We start from the raw sequence: 17,634 nt of genomic DNA on the forward strand, positions 1-17,634 counted from the left end.
GAGAGAGAGAGAGAGAGAGAGCGGCCCACGACGAGTCTCTTCTCCCCGCGGGGAGAAGGTGGCGGCAGCCGGATGAGGGGGGCCTCACGGCACCCCGTAAAACACAGCTTTTCGCATACGCTCAAAGCCTCGCTTCGCTCGCCCCCTCATCTGTCCTTCGGACATCTTCTCCCCGCTGGGGAGAAGAGAAATCCCCTCAAGCCGCCCGCGTCGCGCGCTTCCGCGACAGGTGCGCCACCACGTTCTCGATCATCCGCATGCCGGCGTCGCCGCCGAGCGTCATGATCGATTCCGGATGGAACTGCACGGCCGCGATCGGTTCCTTGGCGTGCTCGATGCCCATGATCGTGCCATCCTCGCTCTCCGCCGTGATGATGAAATCGCGCGGCAGGGTCGAGGGGTCGGCGAAGATCGAGTGGTAGCGGCCGACGGTGACTTCCTTGCCGAGGCCGGAGAATACTAGGCCCGGCTCCAGCACGCGGATGCGCGACGGCTTGCCGTGCATCGGCAATGCAAGATGGCGGAGCTCGCCACCATAAGCCTCGGCGATCGCCTGCAGGCCGAGGCAGACACCGAAGATCGGCAGGTTGCGCGCCCGCGCCTTCTTGATCGTCGCCTTGCAGTCGAAATCCTTGGGATTGCCGGGACCGGGCGAAAGCACGACAAGATCGGGATCGAGCCGGTCGAAGATTTCTTCCGGCACCGGCGAGCGCACGGTCGAGACCTCGGCGCCCGTCTGGCGGAAATAATTCGCCAGCGTATGCACGAAGCTGTCTTCATGGTCGACGAGCAGGATCTTGACGCCCTTGCCCACAGTGGCGACGTCGCGGCTGGCCTTGGCCGTATTGCCGGCCTTGGCATCGCGGATGGCGGAGAGCATGGCGGACGCCTTCAGTTCGGTTTCGGCTTCTTCTTCCTCGGGGATGGAATCGTTCAGAAGCGTCGCCCCTGCCCGGACTTCGGCGATCCCGTCCTTGATGCGCACGGTGCGCAGCGTAAGCCCCGTATTCATGTCGCCATTGAACCCGACCATGCCGATCGCGCCGCCATACCAGGCGCGCGGGCTCTTCTCATGGCTCTCGATGAAGCGCATGGCCCACAGCTTCGGCGCGCCGGTGACGGTGACCGCCCAGGCATGAGACAGGAAGCCGTCGAAAGCGTCCATGTCATCGCGCAGGCGACCTTCGATGTGATCCACCGTGTGGATCAGGCGCGAATACATCTCGATCTGCCGGCGGCCGATGACCTTGACCGAACCCGGCTCGCAGACGCGCGATTTGTCGTTGCGGTCGACGTCCGAGCACATGGTGAGCTCGGACTCATCCTTCTTCGAGTTCAGGAGCTTCAGGATCTGCTCCGAGTCGGCAATCGGATCGTCACCGCGCTTGATCGTCCCTGAGATCGGGCAGGTCTCGATGCGGCGGCCCGAGACGCGCACGAACATCTCGGGCGATGCGCCGACCAGATATTCCTGGTTTCCGAGATTGATGAAGAAGGAATAGGGCGACGGGTTGATCGCCTTCAGACGCTTGGAAATGTCGGACGGCTTGCTGTCGCAGCGCTCCATGAACTTCTGCCCGGGCACGACCTCGAACAGGTCGCCCTTGCGGAAGCTTTCCTTCGCCTTGACGACCAGCTCGGAATATTCGCCGGGGCGGTGATCGCTCTTCGGCGGGATGGTATCGGTGCGCTGGAACGGCTCGGCCGGGATATCGCCCGCCTTACCCTCGGTGGTCAGCCCGCCCTTTTCGAAATCGTAGCGGTCGATCCAGGCCTTGGCCGAATAATTGTCGACGACCAGAATCTCGTCAGGGAGATAAAGCACCATGTCGCGCTGATCGGAGGGACGCGTCAGCTTCAGATTGATGGCGTCGAACTGGAAGGCGAGATCGTAGCCGAAGGCGCCATAGAGCCCGAGGCTGGCATCGGCCTGCGAATAGAAGAGATCGGTAACGGCGCGCAGCACGGTGAAGACGGTCGGGATCTTCGAGCGCTCCTCTTCCGTGAACGCCCGGCCCGGCGCCTTCACGGTGAGATCGAGCCGCCGCTTGGTCGAGGCGCCGAGTTCCAGCTCTAAGATCGTCTTCAGCCGCTCGGTGACGAAGCCGAGGATGACCTCGCCGCGCTCGTTATAGGCATCGATCCAGACCTTGCGGCCGTTGCAGGAGATGCCGAGCGGCGGATCGACCACGGCCGTATCCCAGCGCGTGTAGCGGCCCGGATATTCGTAGTTCGACGAAAACACCGCCCCGCGGCGCTCGTCGAGCTTGTCGATATAGGAGGAGACCGCGTCGGCATAAGGGATCGCCCGGCGCTGCCGCGTGACCGTGATGCCACCCTTGGTCTCGTAAATCTCCGCTCCGTCATCCCTGATGATCGTTACCATTGCTTCACTCCGTTATCGGCCCGGATGACAGGCGGCCTTAAAAACAAAAAAAGCCGCCTGGTGTTTTCCGGGCGGCTCATCGTCGTCTTTGGACACGATTGGTCGAGGCCGCCTTAGCGAGCCCACCACCAGATTGCGATGTTCAAGGACATGGTCATGGGCGGAATTGTTAGCGTGAGATGAGAGCCAGCGCAAGAGGCGAATGCGGCCACGAAAAAGGGCGACCCGGAGGCCGCCCTTTCGATTGGTTTAGAAGCGCTGGGTCAGCGAGATTTTGAAGGTGCGGCCCGGCTCGGAGTAGTATTCGCGAGGCTGCGAGCCACCGGTGCGGACCGAGGCATAGTCATAGTAGGTCTTGTCGAAGACGTTGTAGATGCCGGCGTTGATCTTCAGACCCTTGATCTGCTCTGGCTCCCACCATGCGGTCAGGTCGACGATGCCGTAGCCCGGCGTGCTGAAGTAGCTCGTAGACGTCGCGGTTCCGATGGTCTGGCCCCGCGCATGCTTGACGCCGGTCCAATCGAGGCCAACACCCCAAGTCTCGGTGTCGTATCCGACGCTGACGACGGCCTTGAGGGGTGCCACGGACTGCAGGAAGGTCTTCGTATCGAGGTTATTGCCTTCCGCATAAGCGAGGCCCGCCAGAGCGCGGAAGCCGTTCGAGAAGCGCTTGTGGACGGAGATTTCCGTACCGAAGATCTCGGCGTTCGCCACGTTGTTATAGGTGCTGATACCGCCCTGCGGATACTGCGACAGCGTGTAGCCGAGAGCGGCAGCCTGCGCGGCGTTCAGGCTCGTCGTGTCGATGAAGTTGCGGTAGCGGTTGTAGAACAGGTTCACGCGGCCACCGAGATCATCGTCGCCGAGCTTGGCACCGACTTCGAAGCCATTGCTGGTTTCCGACTTCAGGTTAGGATTGCCGATACGCAGGTATGTACCCGGACCACCGAAGGTGCTGAACAGTTCGCCAGCAGTCGGTGCACGGAAGCCCATGGCCCACTGACCGTAGAGCAGAACCTGATCGTTGACTTCCTGCTCCAGCCGGATTTTCGGCGATATCGCCGTATCGTTGAAGCCGTTCGGCAGCGCCGGATTGCTGGCGTTGTCGGCGAAGGCATCGGTCATCTTCGGATCATGCTTGACCCAATCGAAGCGCACGCCCGGCGTAACCGAGAAGCCGCTATCACCGAAACTGACCTTGTCGTCGAGATACAGGCCGATACGGCCGGTCTCAACCTTCGGCGTGTCGGCCTGATTGGTGTGCAGGTTGGAGCACGCCGAGAAGCCGGTCGGATAAGCGCCGCTCGGCAGCGGTGCCGGGCAATTGTCGTAGCCCGACGAATACTGCTCGCTCGTAACGTGAGCGATGTCGAAGCCAAAGACGAAATTATGGTCGAGGTAACCGGTATCGACGTTCTTTTCCAAAGCGCCGACGAGGCCGATCGCGCGTTCGTCATAGTCGTTCAGACGACCGATCGGACCGATGACCGAGGTGGAGCGATAGCCGTTATATCCGGTTCCGCGCGTCTGATCCTGCCAGTAAAGCGACGCCCAAGCAGAATCCACGAGGCTGTCGTCGCTCTCGGACTGGAACTTGTAGTCCAGCGAGACGCGGTCACGAGCCGACGCGTCGTTGGTGAAGTAGTTCCCGGGCAGATACTGATCGCGCGACGTCAGAACCCTCAGCTGGTTGGTCTTGGCGTCGGTATCACGATCTTTGCGATAGCTTTCCGCCGTCAGGCCGATCGTGTGGCCGCCTTCGAGCTGCTGGCGCAGCTTGAACAGCAGGTTATGCTGATCGTAGTCGGAAGGGTTCGGCGCTGTGCGAGTCGGGCCGTATGTATCAACGGTTCCCTGGCTGTCGGTCTGCTTGCCGGTCTTGTAGCCGCCCTGGAACATGATCGAGGTGTTCTCGATACGCTTGGCGATGGCGGCAGACGGCGAGGAGCTCTTGTCGGAGCTGTCATATGTGTACTTGACGATGCCGCCCCAATCGCGACCTTCCTCGATAAGGTCTTCCGGCTCCAGCGTGCGCACGGCCAAGACACCGCCGAGCGCACCACCGCCGGCGCGGCTCGAATCGGCGCCGCGCAGAACGTCAACAGCCGAGAGCGAAGAGAAGTCGAAGGTATCGACACCACCGGTCGCGCTGCGTGTCGCGTCCGAAAGGAAGGTCAGCGGAATGCCGTCCACAGTGGTCAGAACGCGGCTACCTTCAAGACCGCGAATGTTGACGCCACCCGTGTTGCGGTTGAAGTTGACGCCCGGCTCGGCAATGCGGCCAAGATCGCTGATGCTGGTGATCTGCTTGTTCTCGATCTGAGCGGCCGTCGTCTCGGTCGCCAGCGGCGTGTCGGTGGCGCTGCCCGGCGCCGGCGGGGACACCCGCTTCCCCTTCACAACAATCTTCTGCAGCGTCGTGCCGTTTTCGTCCGTCTCAGCATTTGCAGCCGGCGTCGTCGTCTGCGCGCTTTGCGCCAGCGCCTGCGAGACCGGACCAGCGCAGACAAACGCCGCGCTCACCAAAAGCGCCGAGCGCCAATGTCGGATAACCATAATCAACCCCTCAATGAAAAAAGTACCGGGCTGGCTGGTCTTCGCGCGTCTGCGCTTGGAGGGGCTGGCTAGGTGTTCAGGCGAATAATTCCGCCTTCTTCTTGCCGCATAAAAAACATGAGTATGGTTGTCAATATATTCCGCCAAGATATCATGATTTGAACAGTCATGTTTTCATGATGAAGGTCAACGTTGCGAAATTGCAACGAAATCCGCCTCCAAACGTTGTTAACGGCTGGGACCGAAACGATGGATGGATGCGTGAAGAAAACAGCCCATATCGCGACGGCATTCCTCTGCCTCATCATGTTGACCGGCGCGGGCCTGCCCGAGACCGGCCCCAAACCGGAAGTAAAACCAGGCGACAAGCAGGTCGAACAGCAGGCTGACGACCCCGCAAACGTCGATGTCGCGCCCAAGCCGCAGCCCAAGCCGGAGACTAAGCCAGACGTCGCAGAACCCGACGCCGCCAGCTCCAATGTTCCAAAGCCGGACACGAAACCCGGCGAGAACACCTCGGACGGCGATAAAACTGCCCGCTCCTCCAACACGACGAGCAAGGACGCCGCCCCACCCAAACGCGAGGTGCAGGGCCCCAACCTCCCCGACAAGCAGACGCTAGAGGCCCAGCATCTGACGATCGAGCCGGAAAGCGATGCCGACCACTCCGAATGCGTCAAGGAGCTGCAGGCGCTCGGCGTCGTCTTCACCGATCTCAGCCGTATCGACGACGGCAACGGCTGCGGCATCGACAAGCCGATCAAGGTCACCGAAGCCCTGCCCGGCATCAAGCTGAAGCCGGATGGCGTCTTCCGCTGCCCGGTGGCGCTGGCCTTGGCGCGCTGGATGAAGGGAACGGTCATCCCGGCCGCTGCCATTGCGGCCTCCGATCAGGGTCGCATCACCACCATCAACCAGGCCTCCTCCTATATCTGCCGCCTGCGCAACAGCGCCGAGACCGGCAAGATCTCCGAACACGCGCGCGGCAATGCGGTCGATATCGCAAGCTTCAGCTTCGAGAAGGGCGAGGATATCGCGGTCAAGCCAAGGCGCGAGGATTCGACCTTGATCGGCGCGTTCCAACGCACCGTCAGCGCCGCCGGCTGCCTCTATTTCACGACGGTCCTCGACCCCGAAAGCGACGCTGCCCACGAGACCCACTTCCATCTCGACGTGCTCGAGCGCAAGGGCGGATACCGCTATTGCCATTGAAAAATGGCAGTAGCGTCAGCGGCTTGTGGCGACTGGATGAATCGGATGCCGAGCCTCTTGAAGCAATCTAGAAAGCTAAAACAACCCCTCGACCGCCCCATCCTCATTCAGATGGATGCGCTCGGCGGCCGGCGATTTCGGCAGGCCGGGCATGGTCATGATCTCGCCGGTGATGACGACCACGAAGCCGGCGCCCGCCGATAGTCGCACTTCGCGCACCGAAACGACGTGCCCCTCCGGCGCGCCGCGCAGGTTGGGGTCGGTCGAGAAGGAATATTGCGTCTTGGCGATGCAGACGGGCAGATCGCCATAGCCCTGCTCTTCCCAGACCTTCAGCTGGTCGCGCACCGTCTTCGGCACGCTGACTTCGCCGGCGTGATAGATCTGCGCCGCGACCTCCTCGATCTTTTCGATGAGCGGCATGGCGTCGGGATAGATCGGCGCGAAGTTGGCGTTGCCGGATTCGGCCATCTCCACCACTTTCCAGGCCAACTCCTCGATGCCCGCCGAGCCTTCCGCCCAGTGGCGGCAGACGATGGCTTCCGCGCCGAGATGCGCGACATAGGCCTTCACCGCCTGCACCTCCGCATCCGTGTCGGAAACGAAGTGGTTGATGGCGACCACGACGGGCACGCCGAACTTGCGGACATTGGCCACATGGCGGCCAAGGTTGGAGCAACCGCGCGTCACGGCGCCGACATCCTCGCGCCCGAGATCGCCCTTCCCCACGCCGCCATTCATCTTCAGCGCCCGCACGGTCGCCACGATCACCGCAGCATCCGGCTTCAGCCCGGCCTTGCGGCACTTGATGTCGAAGAATTTCTCCGCGCCGAGATCGGCGCCAAAGCCCGCCTCGGTCACGACGTAATCGGCAAGCTTCAGCGCCGTCTTGGTGGCGATGACGGAGTTGCAGCCGTGGGCGATATTGGCAAATGGGCCGCCATGCACCAGCGCCGGATTGTTCTCCAGCGTCTGCACCAGGTTCGGCTGCATCGCATCCTTGAGAAGCACGGCCATGGCGCCATCGGCATTCAGGTCGCGCGCGAATACAGGCGTCTTGTCGAAGCGATAGCCGATGATGATGTTGCCGAGGCGCTCTTCCAGGTCGTGAAGGTCGGACGCCAGGCACAGGATCGCCATCACTTCGGAGGCGACGGTGATGTCGAAGCCGCTCTCGCGCGGAAACCCGTTGGAGACCCCGCCCAGCGAAGCGACGATCTCGCGCAGCGCCCGGTCGTTCATATCCATCACCCGCCGCCAGGTGATGCGGCGCACGTCGATATCGAGCGCGTTGCCCCAGTAGATGTGATTGTCGATCATCGCCGAGAGCAGATTGTGCGCCGCGGTGATGGCATGGAAATCGCCGGTGAAATGGAGGTTGATATCCTCCATCGGCACGACTTGCGCATAGCCGCCGCCGGCCGCCCCGCCTTTCACCCCGAAGCAGGGTCCGAGCGATGGCTCGCGCACGCAGATGACGGCCTTCTTGCCGATCCGGTTCAGCCCGTCGCCGAGGCCCACCGTCGTGGTCGTCTTGCCCTCGCCCGCCGGCGTCGGGTTGATGGCGGTGACGAGGATGAGCTTTCCGTCAGGCTTGCCCGCCTGCGCGGCCGTGAATTCGGCACTGATCTTCGCCTTGTCGTGGCCATAGGGCGAGAGCTGAGCCGCCGGAATGCCGAGCCTGTCGCCGATCTCGTAGATCGGTTTTTTCACCGCGGCACGCGCGATCTCGATGTCGGTTTTATACTCAGCCATGCCGCCCTCAGATCTATTTCGTCTCGTAAACGTCACGTTTATGCCAATGGTCCGGTGAAATATACCGAAAGTTTGAAGGCCGCGCCGGTTGCGCACAGCAGCCCGCAGCCTCTATCACCAACGCGTTGATTCAGCATTTACGGGGGTAAACCATGAAATCACTTGAGCTCATCGTCGAGCGCATCATCCTGTCCAGCCGCTGGATCCTTGTCGCCTTCTATCTCGGCCTGGCGCTGTCGCTGGCCGTCTACGCGATCTCCTTCGCCTACAAGTTCTCCAAGGTGGCGATCAACGTCTTTACCTATGACGAAGGCGAGATGATCCTGGCGATGCTCGGCCTCATCGACGCGGCGCTGGTCGCCAGCCTGATCGTCATGGTGATGATCTCGGGCTACGAGAATTTCGTCAGCCGCTTCGACGACAACGAGACCGATGTCTCCTTCATCGGCAAGCTCGATTCCGGCAGCCTCAAGATCAAGGTCGCCTCGTCGATCGTCGCCATCTCGTCGATCCACCTGCTGCAGGTCTTCCTGAATTCGAACCAGTTCACCGACAGCAAGATCATGTGGCTGACAGCCATGCATCTCGCCTTCGTCGTCTCCGCCGTCATGCTCGGTTTCCTCGAGCAGCTGATGAAAAAGGCAAAAGACAGCTCGAAGATCTAGAGCCGACTGATTCGCGGGCGGCTAAGCCGCCTGCGACATATGGCGCAAGGCAAATCATTGCCTTTTCATTTGCCATAACGCTCAATTCGTGAGCGGATCGGCCCAAATCGACAAAAGGTTGATTTACAAGAATCTAAAAACAACCATTGAGAGATTTTTCGTGTTTAAATTATAACACATTAATCTATTCAATGTGCGCTGCACAATTTCCGACTAGCAAATATATCAGATAGTCGATCTTATGTTTGAAGTTGTTGGGGCGCAGGAAATTGTTAATGTCGTACGTAACTACCTCGGAGAGGCAGTCAGTATTGACGGCTGAAATCGCAGCCGTGAAGACCAGGCCGGCATTCGCTCAAGTTCTGGTCCGCATCGCCGAGGCTTTCGGTTTCAAGTACGCCACTTTGATGGACGCGCCAACGTCCGAGAGCTTCCTGCTCAAGTCCCTGCTGATCGAAAGCAATCTTCCCGCCGACTACATCAGCAGGTTCGACCGCGCCCGCTTCATGCAGCTGCCGATGTTTTCGACAGGCGTCGCCGCCTCGGCCCTGCCGAGGCATTGGACCCTTTGCGACAAGACAGGCATTTTGCCCGCCGAATTCAGCGAGCTGAAAAACGACTTCGACATGCGGCTCGGTATCTCCTTCCCGGCCTATACCGCAGATAACCAGCGGCTGCTGTTCTGGTTCTCCGGCACACGCTCGCCGCTCGGGCAGGCGGAAGTCAACGAGCTCAACATGCTGATGCTGCACGCGCTCGATGCCTTCAATCTGGTGAAATCGGCCAAGGCCAACGAGCACCCGCCGCTGTCCGCCCGCGAGCGCGAGGTCGTGCGCTGGACATCGCAGGGCAAGACCTCCATCGAGATCGGCCAGATCCTGTCGCTGTCGGACCACACGGTCAACGCCTACATGACCAGCGCCATCAAGAAGCTCGACTGCGTCAACCGCACCCAGCTGGTCGCCAAGGCGATCCGCTACAAGCTGATCACCTGACGCCAAACCAAACGCGCAACCAAAGTGCTCGCCCTTATCGGCCGAGCACCGCGCGCATCTCCACCAGGTTCGAGCGCACTCTCAGAATGTAGAAGCCCATCGTCGCCAGATGGCTCGGCATGATCCAGCCGTCCTCGCGGCCGTTGGAAATGATCGCCGGCTGGATGCGCAACGCCGCCTGGAACTGAGCATTCGTAGCACCATAGAGCGCGCCAAGATTGCGCTCTGCGATCACCCGCGAAAAGTCCGATTGGGCAGCGGCCAGAATGGCGTAGTAGCCGTAGAGCTGGCCATAGGCGAACCAGAAGCGATCGTCGGCGCGCGTGTCGAACCAGCCGCTCGCATGATTGGCCGAGCGCTCCGCCAGCATGTCGGCGGTGCCGCCGAGATCGTTGGCGATACGGTCGATGAACTGGATGAGGTTGTCGGCGCGCGTATCGAAGACCGCGTTGCAGTTGGAGAGATCCGTATTGAACTTGCGAAGGCTGTCGATCGCCGAGCGATAGTAGCTCGGCGTCGGCGTCTTCGGGCCAAAGGGATTGAGACCGAAATACCAGCTATACTCGTCGAACTGCAGGTTACCGCGCGCGCTCTGCAGATCATTGTTGATGCCGGAGGTGCCGCGCACGCGGCCCAGCGTATCGACGAGCTCCGCCGAGGTGCGGCGCAGGGCCTGGTTCACGCCGCGCTGGAACGAGGCCTTGTTGTCGAGAAACGGCGTGTGATCCCAGTCGATCCCGAAGAAACCGAGACGATAGAGCAGCATGGAGGAGATCCATGAGTTCTGGTTGACGTTGAAATCGGTGAGATCGGCCGTGACGTCGACGATCGCCGAGCGTTGGCAGGTCTTGGCCGCAGGCGTGGTCGCGCCATCGGCGGGCGGGATTTCCTGGCCAACCTGAACCTTGCGTTCGGCAAGCTTGTACTGGTCGACGAAGGACGGGTTGAAGCCGGTCCACATCTGCGTCTGAACGAAGAAATAGCCGTACATCAGGATGAGCAGCAAAAGCACGCCGATGACGGGAAGCCTGACCAGCCAGCTGCGGCGACCATACCAGCCGCGCGCGGCCATCAACGGCCAGAAGGCCCAGGCCACGAAAAGCCGCGCCCAACGACCAATCGCCCGGCCGATCGATCTGAAAAAACCGGAGATTCCGTCAAGCATCGCCCATTCCCCTCTGCATCCAAAAGCGAGTGTTTCACCCGCTCTCAAATATGCATCCGCATCCGAAACGGCAACATCGTGCTGATATTATTGTTTCTTCGGCCTAGCCTAGAGGCGCATTGGCTTAGAGGCGCGGCATCCGGAAGCGCAGCCGCGAGGAGATCTTCATGGTGTCGATCAAAGGCGCGCCCGGCACATCCTCGTTCTGATGCGCATAAGCGGGAAACTTCTTGCCGAACTGCGCGTCGGCGGTGCGCTTGCGATGCTCGATCTCCTGCGGCAGCAGCATGTCGCGCTCGAAGAGAACGATGGCATCGGCGATGTTGGGAAACAGTTCCGACGAAATCTGCACCTTCGAGCCCGGAATATCGGTATCGACCTGGGCCTGATATATCAAAAGGCGCTCTTCCGTATCGATCATCAGCTTGCGCATCAGCGTGTTGCATTGGCCGATCTCGGTGTTCAGCCCATCCACCAGAAGCTGGAAGATCCCGATAAAGCGCTCGCGCCGCTGGCTCTCGTCGCGCAATTCGTGCTCGCGGGTGGAGACCTCATCGGCCTGCGCCTTCAGCGCCTTGCGCTCCTCTTCCATCCGGTCCCACTCGGCCTTGCTGCCGTAAACCCCGATGCGCCCCTGCGTCGTCAGCGCCTTGGCGTTGAGCTCCTTGATGCGGATGCGGGCGATGTCGATCTCGTCGACCAGACGGCGGCGGCGCTCGACGATATCGACCAGCCTGCGCTCGGCCTCCTTGTGGGCGGTGAGGACGACCGCGCGATGGTGCGTGATCAGCCCGGCAACCCCGTCGGACTTCACCATCAGATCGCGCAGCCGCTCGACCACGGGCGCGGCCCTGACACGGCTGCTGTGGCGCCGCCACATGCGCTGGCGCGAGAAATGCCCGATGAACCGCTCGGTCGCCGTCAGCCCGCGGAAACTGTCGAGATCGGATGACACCCTGACGGTCATCGCATCCAGCGTCGCCACCAGTTCGGCAAGCAGCTCCGCGAGGTTCCTGGCATCAGCGGCAAAGCCCTGAAAGCGTTCGTTTTCGACCAGAAAGCGCTCGTCGTCGATCTCGGCAGGATGGCGCGCGAACTCGCCGACGAAATCGGCGCAGGTCTTGACCTTTACCGGCAGTTCGTCGGCAATCGCACTGGCTGCATCAAATGTGGTGTCAAACGAGACAGGCTTGCGCACCTGATATCCCCGGGGAATCGAATGCCGTCAAACTAGAGCCGTTCATTCTCAAATGGAAGCAGCGGTTTACTCGACCGCCTCGGCGACCCATTCGCCGTTCATGGCGTCGTCCCAGTGGCGGCGGCAGAGCGACACGTATTTCTCGTTGCCCCCGACCTCGATCTGCGCCCCTTCCCGGGCCACCGCGCCATTGCCGTCGAGGCGCACGACCATCGTCGCCTTGCGGCCGCAATGGCAGATGGTGCGCACTTCGCGCATCTCGTCCGAGATCGCCATCAGCTCCTGCGAAGCCGGAAACAGCTTGCCCTGGAAATCCGTGCGCAGCCCGTAGACCATGACGGGGATATTGAGCCGGTCGACGACACGCGCCAGCTGCCAGATATGCTCGCGCGTCATGAAATGCGCCTCGTCGACGAAGACGCAGGCAATCGGTTCGCCCGCAGCCCCCTGCTCGGCGATCAGCGCCAGGAGGTCGGCATCCTGCTCGAAGGCGACGGCATTGGCCTGCAGCCCGATCCGCGAGCCGATGATGCCCCTGCCCGCCCGCTCGTCGAACGCCGCGATCAGCAGGAGAACGCGCATGCCGCGCTCCTCGTAATTATACGCGGCCTGCAGCAGCATCGTCGATTTGCCAGCATTCATCGTCGAGTAGTTGAAGTAGAGCTTCGCCATTGCATTCTCCGTCTCTCCGCTTCTTGAAAGCTGGATACGATCAAGAAAACCCCCGGCAGTCGTTAATCACAGAAAATTGCCTGAAAACCCCTTCAAAACTGACAAAATTCAAGCGATCCATTAAATACGACACGTCGCAATCGGATACCGCAATGCGGCGCAAACGCACTGAGGTCGCTTGTAAAACTCGGCTATTGGTGATTGGCTTGGGAACGTAAGACTGGGAGTCTATAAATGAAAACGACAAGCGCATTCAAACTGATCACTGCCACAGCCGTTGCTGCACTCTCTGTCGCAACCGCCGCATATTCCGCTGATCCCGCCAGCTGCTCCACCGTCCATCTGTCGGATGTGGGCTGGACCGATATCACCGCGACAACAGCAACCGCATCCGTGATCCTCAAGGGTCTCGGATACACCCCCGACGTGAAGGTTCTTTCCGTACCGGTCACCTACCAGTCGCTGAAGAACAAGGACATCGACATCTTCCTCGGCAACTGGATGCCGACCCAGGAAAAGGACGTTCGTCCCTTCATCGACGACAAGTCGGTCGAATCCTTCGGCCCGAACCTGACCGGCGCGAAATACACATTGGCGACCAACGCCAAGGGCGCCGAACTCGGCATCAAGGACTTCAAGGACATCGCCGCCCACAAGGAAGATCTCGAAGGCAAGATCTACGGCATCGAGCCGGGCAACGACGGCAACCGTCTCGTCATGAACATGATCGAGAAGGATACCTTCGGCATGAAGGGCATGGAGGTCGTCGAATCCTCCGAGCAGGGCATGCTGGCGCAGGTTGCACGCGCCGAGAAGGCCGGCAAGCCGGTCGTCTTCCTCGGCTGGGCGCCGCATCCGATGAACGAAAACTTTAAGCTCACCTATCTCACGGGTGGCGACGACGTTTTCGGTCCTGACTTCGGCGGCGCCAAGGTGTTCACCAACGTTCGCGCCAACTATCTGACCGAATGCCCGAACGTCGGCACCATGCTCAAGAACATGGTCTTCTCTCTCCCGATGGAGAACCAGATCATGGGCAAGATCCTGAACGACGGCGACGAGCCGGAAAAGGCCGCGACGGAATGGCTGAAGGCCAATCCGACGGCAATCGAGCCGTGGCTCGCAGGCGTCAAGACGCTTGACGGCAGCGGCGACGGCGTTGCCGCCGTCAAGAAAAGCCTCGGCCTCTGATATCGAAAGACGGGGTGGCTCTGACCACCCCGTTTTCGCTATCCTCGCCCCTGTTGTTGTTCTTTCTGGATAGGCACGCCCTTGAACTGGATCACCGACTTTAAAATTCCCATTGGTCCTTGGGCGAAAGCCTTCGTGGATTGGCTCACCTCCAATGCCGACTGGTTCTTCAACCAGCTTGCCTTCGTGCTGTCCCACGTCATCGACGGGATCCTGTTCGTCCTGCAGAAGCCGCACCCGCTGATCGTCGTGCTGGCGATCACCGCCATCGCCTACTGGCTGAGGCGCTCGGTCGTCGTCGCTGTCTTCACCTGTCTTGGGCTGCTGTTCATCATGAACCAGGGCTACTGGAAGGAAACGACCGCGACGCTGGCGCTGGTGCTTGCCTCGACCTTCGTCAGCATGATCGTCGGCATTCCCCTTGGCATCGCGGCTGCCCGCCGCCCCTGGGTGAATTCGCTGCTGCGGCCGATCCTCGACTTGATGCAGACCATTCCAACATTCGTCTATCTTATCCCAGCGCTTATCCTTTTCGGCCTCGGCATGGTGCCCGGCCTCATCGCCACCGTGATCTTCGCCATCCCCGCCCCCATCCGCCTCACGCGCCTCGGCATCATCTCGACGCCGCCCTCGCTGGTGGAAGCCGCCGAATCCTTCGGCGCAACTCCGATGCAGGTGCTGCGCAAGGTCGAGCTTCCCTATGCCACGCCGCAGATCATGGCCGGCCTGACGCAGACGATCATGCTCTCGCTGTCGATGGTCGTCATCGCGGCGCTGGTCGGCGCCGACGGCCTCGGCGTTCCCGTCGTTCGCGCGCTCAACACCGTCAACGTCGCCAAGGGCTTCGAGGCAGGTCTCTGCATCGTCATCCTGGCGATCATCCTCGACCGAATGTTCCGCGTGGCGGGTGAAGGAGACGGCGCATGACCGCTGTTCGCTTCGACAATGTCAGCATCGTCTTCGGCGACAAGCCGGAGGCCGCCCTCACCCTTGCCGACAAGGGCAAGACCCGCGACGAGATCGGCGCCGAAACCGGGCTCGTCCTCGGCGTGGCCGATGCCTCGCTGGAAATCCAGGAGGGCGAAATCCTCGTGCTCATGGGCCTTTCCGGCTCCGGCAAGTCGACCCTTCTGCGCGCCGTCAACGGGCTCGCCCCCGTCGTACGCGGCGAGGTCACCGTCAACAGCGCATCAGGCCCGGTCAATCCCTACAAGACCTCGGCCAAGGGCCTGCGCGATCTGCGCATGCACACGGTCTCGATGGTGTTCCAGCAGTTCGCGCTGCTCCCATGGCGCACGGTCGCCGACAATGTCGGCTTCGGCCTCGAACTCGCGGGCATGGCCGAGGGCGAGCGCAAGAAGCGCGTCGCCGAACAGCTCGAGCTGGTCAACCTCACCAAATGGGCCGACCGCAAGGTCAACGAACTCTCCGGCGGCATGCAGCAGCGCGTCGGCCTTGCCCGCGCCTTTGCGACCGGCGCGCCGATCCTTCTGATGGACGAGCCGTTCTCGGCACTCGATCCGCTCATCCGCACCCGCCTGCAGGATGAACTGCTCGAGTTCCAGCGCCGCCTGAAGAAGACCATCCTCTTCGTCAGCCACGATCTCGACGAGGCCTTCCGCATCGGCAACCGCATCGCCATCATGGAAGGCGGGCGCATCATCCAGTGCGGCACGCCGCAGGATATCGTCAAGAACCCGGCCGACCAGTATGTCGCCGATTTCGTCCAGCACATGAACCCGATCAGCATGCTGACCGCCCGCGACGTCATGCATGCGGGCCTCGGCGATGCAGCAAGCAGTGCCAGCGTCAGCGGCACGGCCAAGGCCGAGACCCCGCTGATCGATATTCTGGACGCGCTCTCCCGCCAGCCGGGCAGCATCGGCGTGGTCGAAAACGGCGCCATCATCGGCACGATTTCCGCCCAGGATGTCGTCGCCGGTTTGACGCAGCACAGGAAGAAAGAACAGGCTTGATCCAGCCGTCCGCTTGCGCCAGAAAAGTGGACATGAAAGATCAAGCTTCTGTCATCAGGGAAACGGACGAAGAGGCGCGCAAGCTGGCGCGCACTCTTCTCCGCTCCGCCCGCTACGCCGCCATTGCGGTCCTCGACCCCAAAACCGGCTTCCCCTTCTCCAGCCGCGTGCTCCTCGGCACCGATTTCGATGGCGTTCCCGTCATCCTCGTCTCCGGTCTTTCGGCGCACACCCGCGCGCTCGATGCCGATCCGCGCGCCTCGCTTCTGACCGGCGAGCCCGGCAAGGGCGACCCGCTGGCGTATGCGCGGCTGACGACTCAGTGTCGCGCGGCAGCCGTCGAGCGCGACAGCACGGCCCACACACGCATTCGTGACCGTTTTCTGGCCCGCCATTCCAAGGCGAAACTCTACGTCGATTTCCCGGATTTCAGGTTTTTCCGGCTGATTCCCGAGAGCGCCAGCCTCAATGGCGGCTTCGGCCGGGCCTACATTTTGGGCGGAGAGGAACTGATCATCCGCTCGGCTGCCAACGAAGAGCTTGCCTCGAGCGCTGCCGAGGTAGTGCAAGATTTGCTAGCCCAGGAGCCGGATTTGGCAAGGAAAACAGCGATCGCGCATAAAGCCCGTACAGGCACCAAATGGGCTATTTGTGGAGTCGATTGCGCCGGTTTTGATGTGATTTCGGGCGATTTGCTGGTGCGACACGAGTTTGACACACCTGTTAGCAGCCGCGTTGAACTTTATTCACATATATCTAACATGAAATACTCAATACCTGAAATTTAGCTATATACAATCTTGAACCCCTCTTGCTAGTTTTCAGCGTCGGCAATTTCAGGCAGACGTTTTTTTGAATTCCGTTTCCATGGGAAGATGATTATGGACACAATTGATTTGACCGCTCACGCGAACGTTGCCGCCGCACTGTTGTCCGCAATGGCAAATCCCAAGCGACTTCTGATCCTCTGTAATCTCGTCAAGGGTGAGATCCCCGTTGGCGCGCTGGCCACCGAAGTCGGCCTCAGCCAGTCGGCACTGTCGCAGCACCTCTCCAAGCTGCGCGCCCAGAAGCTGGTCAAGACCCGCCGCGACGCACAGACGATCTACTACTCCAGCACGTCCGATCAGGTCATCCGCATTCTCGAAACCCTGACGCAGATCTACGCCGAACCCGTCCGCGCCAAGTCCGCGGCCTGATATCCCACATCACGTTGTTTCTGGTCGCTTCTCAATGGAGCGGCTGACTGTTTTTAGCACCATTTGATATTGATGGATCGGCGACCTCTGGTTTGCCGATCCTTTTTTGTGCGTTCAAGTCCAAGACACGCGACTGCGCCGCCGCCGCTACCGCTCCAAAATCGCGAAAACTTGATCCAACTTTGCCAAAACCGGTGTGATTTTTGCCAATCATGGCAAAAACCGGCCGCGTTTCTTTATCTTCTTGCGCATTCACCTCGAAATTCCTAATAAACTTGCCATGCGTCCTTCGAGCCAAACATGGCCGATTGGCGCGTTTGCCGCGCGCAATCCGTCGTCTTTGGCGCATCCGAAAATGGATGTTTGTACGGCCTGGATTGATCGCAGCGGCAGGACAGTCGCGGGTCGAAGACCCATCCAAGGAGAGACAAAATGACTCTGAAGACCCTGACGGCGGCGCTGGTTGCCTCCATCTCTTTCGCGCCGCTGGCGCATGCCGACATCACCATCGGCCTGATCGCACCGCTGACCGGCCCGGTTGCCGCTTACGGCGACCAGGTGAAGAACGGCGCCCAGACCGCCGTTGACGAAATCAACAAGGCCGGCGGCATCCTCGGCGAGAAGGTCGTGCTGAAGACCGCTGACGACGCAGGCGAACCCAAGC

At 60.9% G+C, this 17,634-nt stretch carries 16 protein-coding genes; 9 read left to right on the forward strand and 7 right to left on the reverse strand.

Annotation, left to right across the window (positions count from 1 at the left end; translation table 11 throughout):
• Positions 1-196: 196 nt before the first annotated feature.
• The gene (locus tag B3605_RS13125) at positions 197-2,386 is read right to left on the reverse strand and encodes an anthranilate synthase (RefSeq protein ID WP_112973828.1); all 2,190 of its coding nucleotides are present in this window, start codon (positions 2,384-2,386) and stop codon (positions 197-199) included.
• Positions 2,387-2,635: 249 nt separating this feature from the next.
• Positions 2,636-4,942, reverse strand: a complete 2,307-nt coding sequence (locus B3605_RS13130; RefSeq protein WP_112942967.1) for a TonB-dependent hemoglobin/transferrin/lactoferrin family receptor — start codon at positions 4,940-4,942, stop codon at positions 2,636-2,638.
• A 261-nt stretch (positions 4,943-5,203) separates the two neighbouring features.
• On the opposite strand from B3605_RS13130, the gene B3605_RS13135 reads away from it, so the two are divergent.
• Entirely contained in the window at positions 5,204-6,154 is a 951-nt protein-coding gene (locus tag B3605_RS13135) for an extensin family protein (RefSeq protein ID WP_409457214.1), read from the forward strand.
• A 75-nt stretch (positions 6,155-6,229) separates the two neighbouring features.
• Here the strand turns inward: B3605_RS13135 and B3605_RS13140 are convergent, their stop codons facing one another.
• Positions 6,230-7,909: a formate--tetrahydrofolate ligase gene (locus B3605_RS13140; protein WP_112942965.1), complete on the reverse strand. Its 1,680-nt coding sequence runs from the start codon at positions 7,907-7,909 to the stop codon at positions 6,230-6,232.
• A gap of 152 nt (positions 7,910-8,061) precedes the next feature.
• On the opposite strand from B3605_RS13140, the gene B3605_RS13145 reads away from it, so the two are divergent.
• Together B3605_RS13145 and B3605_RS13150 are read left to right on the forward strand one after the other, a co-directional pair.
• Positions 8,062-8,574 carry a TIGR00645 family protein gene (locus tag B3605_RS13145; protein ID WP_112942964.1) on the forward strand — a complete coding sequence of 171 codons (513 nt, stop codon included), beginning with the start codon at positions 8,062-8,064 and terminating at the stop codon, positions 8,572-8,574.
• 275 nt (positions 8,575-8,849) lie between these two features.
• Positions 8,850-9,569: a helix-turn-helix transcriptional regulator gene (locus tag B3605_RS13150; protein ID WP_112942963.1), complete on the forward strand. Its 720-nt coding sequence runs from the start codon at positions 8,850-8,852 to the stop codon at positions 9,567-9,569.
• A 34-nt stretch (positions 9,570-9,603) separates the two neighbouring features.
• Here B3605_RS13150 and B3605_RS13155 read toward each other — a convergent pair whose 3' ends face one another.
• From B3605_RS13155 to B3605_RS13165, 3 genes are all read right to left on the reverse strand, one after another.
• Positions 9,604-10,734, reverse strand: coding sequence for a DUF2333 family protein (locus B3605_RS13155; protein ID WP_112942962.1), 1,131 nt, complete (start codon positions 10,732-10,734; stop codon positions 9,604-9,606).
• 124 nt (positions 10,735-10,858) lie between these two features.
• Positions 10,859-11,932, reverse strand: coding sequence for a hypothetical protein (locus B3605_RS13160; protein ID WP_112942961.1), 1,074 nt, complete (start codon positions 11,930-11,932; stop codon positions 10,859-10,861).
• A 66-nt stretch (positions 11,933-11,998) separates the two neighbouring features.
• Positions 11,999-12,604, reverse strand: coding sequence for a thymidine kinase (locus B3605_RS13165; protein WP_112942960.1), 606 nt, complete (start codon positions 12,602-12,604; stop codon positions 11,999-12,001).
• Positions 12,605-12,838: 234 nt separating this feature from the next.
• Here B3605_RS13165 and B3605_RS13170 point away from each other — a divergent pair, with 234 nt between their 5' ends.
• The 5 genes from B3605_RS13170 (at position 12,839) to B3605_RS13190 (ending at position 16,970) form a co-directional block, all read left to right on the forward strand.
• Positions 12,839-13,795 (forward strand): choline ABC transporter substrate-binding protein, encoded by a 957-nt coding sequence (locus B3605_RS13170; protein ID WP_018897314.1) that lies wholly within the window; start codon positions 12,839-12,841, stop codon positions 13,793-13,795.
• 81 nt (positions 13,796-13,876) lie between these two features.
• Positions 13,877-14,722: a choline ABC transporter permease subunit gene (gene choW, locus B3605_RS13175; protein WP_018897313.1), complete on the forward strand. Its 846-nt coding sequence runs from the start codon at positions 13,877-13,879 to the stop codon at positions 14,720-14,722.
• Positions 14,719-15,771, forward strand: a complete 1,053-nt coding sequence (gene choV / locus B3605_RS13180; RefSeq protein WP_112942959.1) for a choline ABC transporter ATP-binding protein — start codon at positions 14,719-14,721, stop codon at positions 15,769-15,771. The genes choW and choV overlap by 4 nt, the downstream gene beginning before the upstream one ends.
• A 32-nt stretch (positions 15,772-15,803) precedes the next feature.
• On the forward strand, positions 15,804-16,559 hold the full coding sequence (locus B3605_RS13185) for a HugZ family protein (protein ID WP_112942958.1): 756 nt from the start codon (positions 15,804-15,806) through the stop codon (positions 16,557-16,559).
• 93 nt (positions 16,560-16,652) lie between these two features.
• Complete coding sequence (locus B3605_RS13190) at positions 16,653-16,970, forward strand: ArsR/SmtB family transcription factor (protein WP_018897310.1); 318 nt, start codon at positions 16,653-16,655, stop codon at positions 16,968-16,970.
• Positions 16,971-17,001: 31 nt separating this feature from the next.
• Here the strand turns inward: B3605_RS13190 and B3605_RS13195 are convergent, their stop codons facing one another.
• A complete protein-coding gene (locus B3605_RS13195; protein ID WP_162725226.1) occupies positions 17,002-17,226 on the reverse strand; it encodes a hypothetical protein in 225 nt (74 codons plus the stop codon).
• 176 nt (positions 17,227-17,402) lie between these two features.
• Between B3605_RS13195 and B3605_RS13200 the strand changes: the two genes are divergently transcribed.
• On the forward strand, positions 17,403-17,634 hold a 232-nt coding region (locus tag B3605_RS13200), incomplete at its 3' end, for an ABC transporter substrate-binding protein (protein ID WP_296434406.1).

The sequence above is a fragment of the Rhizobium sp. UBA1881 genome, assembly GCF_002338015.1.
Classification (GTDB): domain Bacteria; phylum Pseudomonadota; class Alphaproteobacteria; order Rhizobiales; family Rhizobiaceae; genus Rhizobium.

Coding starts and splice junctions, on each gene's coding strand:
- B3605_RS13125 (WP_112973828.1), bottom strand. CDS start 2,386: ATGGTAACGATCATCAGGGATGACGGAGCGGAGATTTACGAGACCAAG.
- B3605_RS13130 (WP_112942967.1), bottom strand. CDS start 4,942: ATGGTTATCCGACATTGGCGCTCGGCGCTTTTGGTGAGCGCGGCGTTT.
- B3605_RS13140 (WP_112942965.1), bottom strand. CDS start 7,909: ATGGCTGAGTATAAAACCGACATCGAGATCGCGCGTGCCGCGGTGAAA.
- B3605_RS13145 (WP_112942964.1), top strand. CDS start 8,062: ATGAAATCACTTGAGCTCATCGTCGAGCGCATCATCCTGTCCAGCCGC.
- B3605_RS13150 (WP_112942963.1), top strand. CDS start 8,850: ATGTCGTACGTAACTACCTCGGAGAGGCAGTCAGTATTGACGGCTGAA.
- B3605_RS13155 (WP_112942962.1), bottom strand. CDS start 10,734: ATGCTTGACGGAATCTCCGGTTTTTTCAGATCGATCGGCCGGGCGATT.
- B3605_RS13165 (WP_112942960.1), bottom strand. CDS start 12,604: ATGGCGAAGCTCTACTTCAACTACTCGACGATGAATGCTGGCAAATCG.
- B3605_RS13170 (WP_018897314.1), top strand. CDS start 12,839: ATGAAAACGACAAGCGCATTCAAACTGATCACTGCCACAGCCGTTGCT.
- choV (WP_112942959.1), top strand. CDS start 14,719: ATGACCGCTGTTCGCTTCGACAATGTCAGCATCGTCTTCGGCGACAAG.
- B3605_RS13185 (WP_112942958.1), top strand. CDS start 15,804: ATGAAAGATCAAGCTTCTGTCATCAGGGAAACGGACGAAGAGGCGCGC.
- B3605_RS13190 (WP_018897310.1), top strand. CDS start 16,653: ATGGACACAATTGATTTGACCGCTCACGCGAACGTTGCCGCCGCACTG.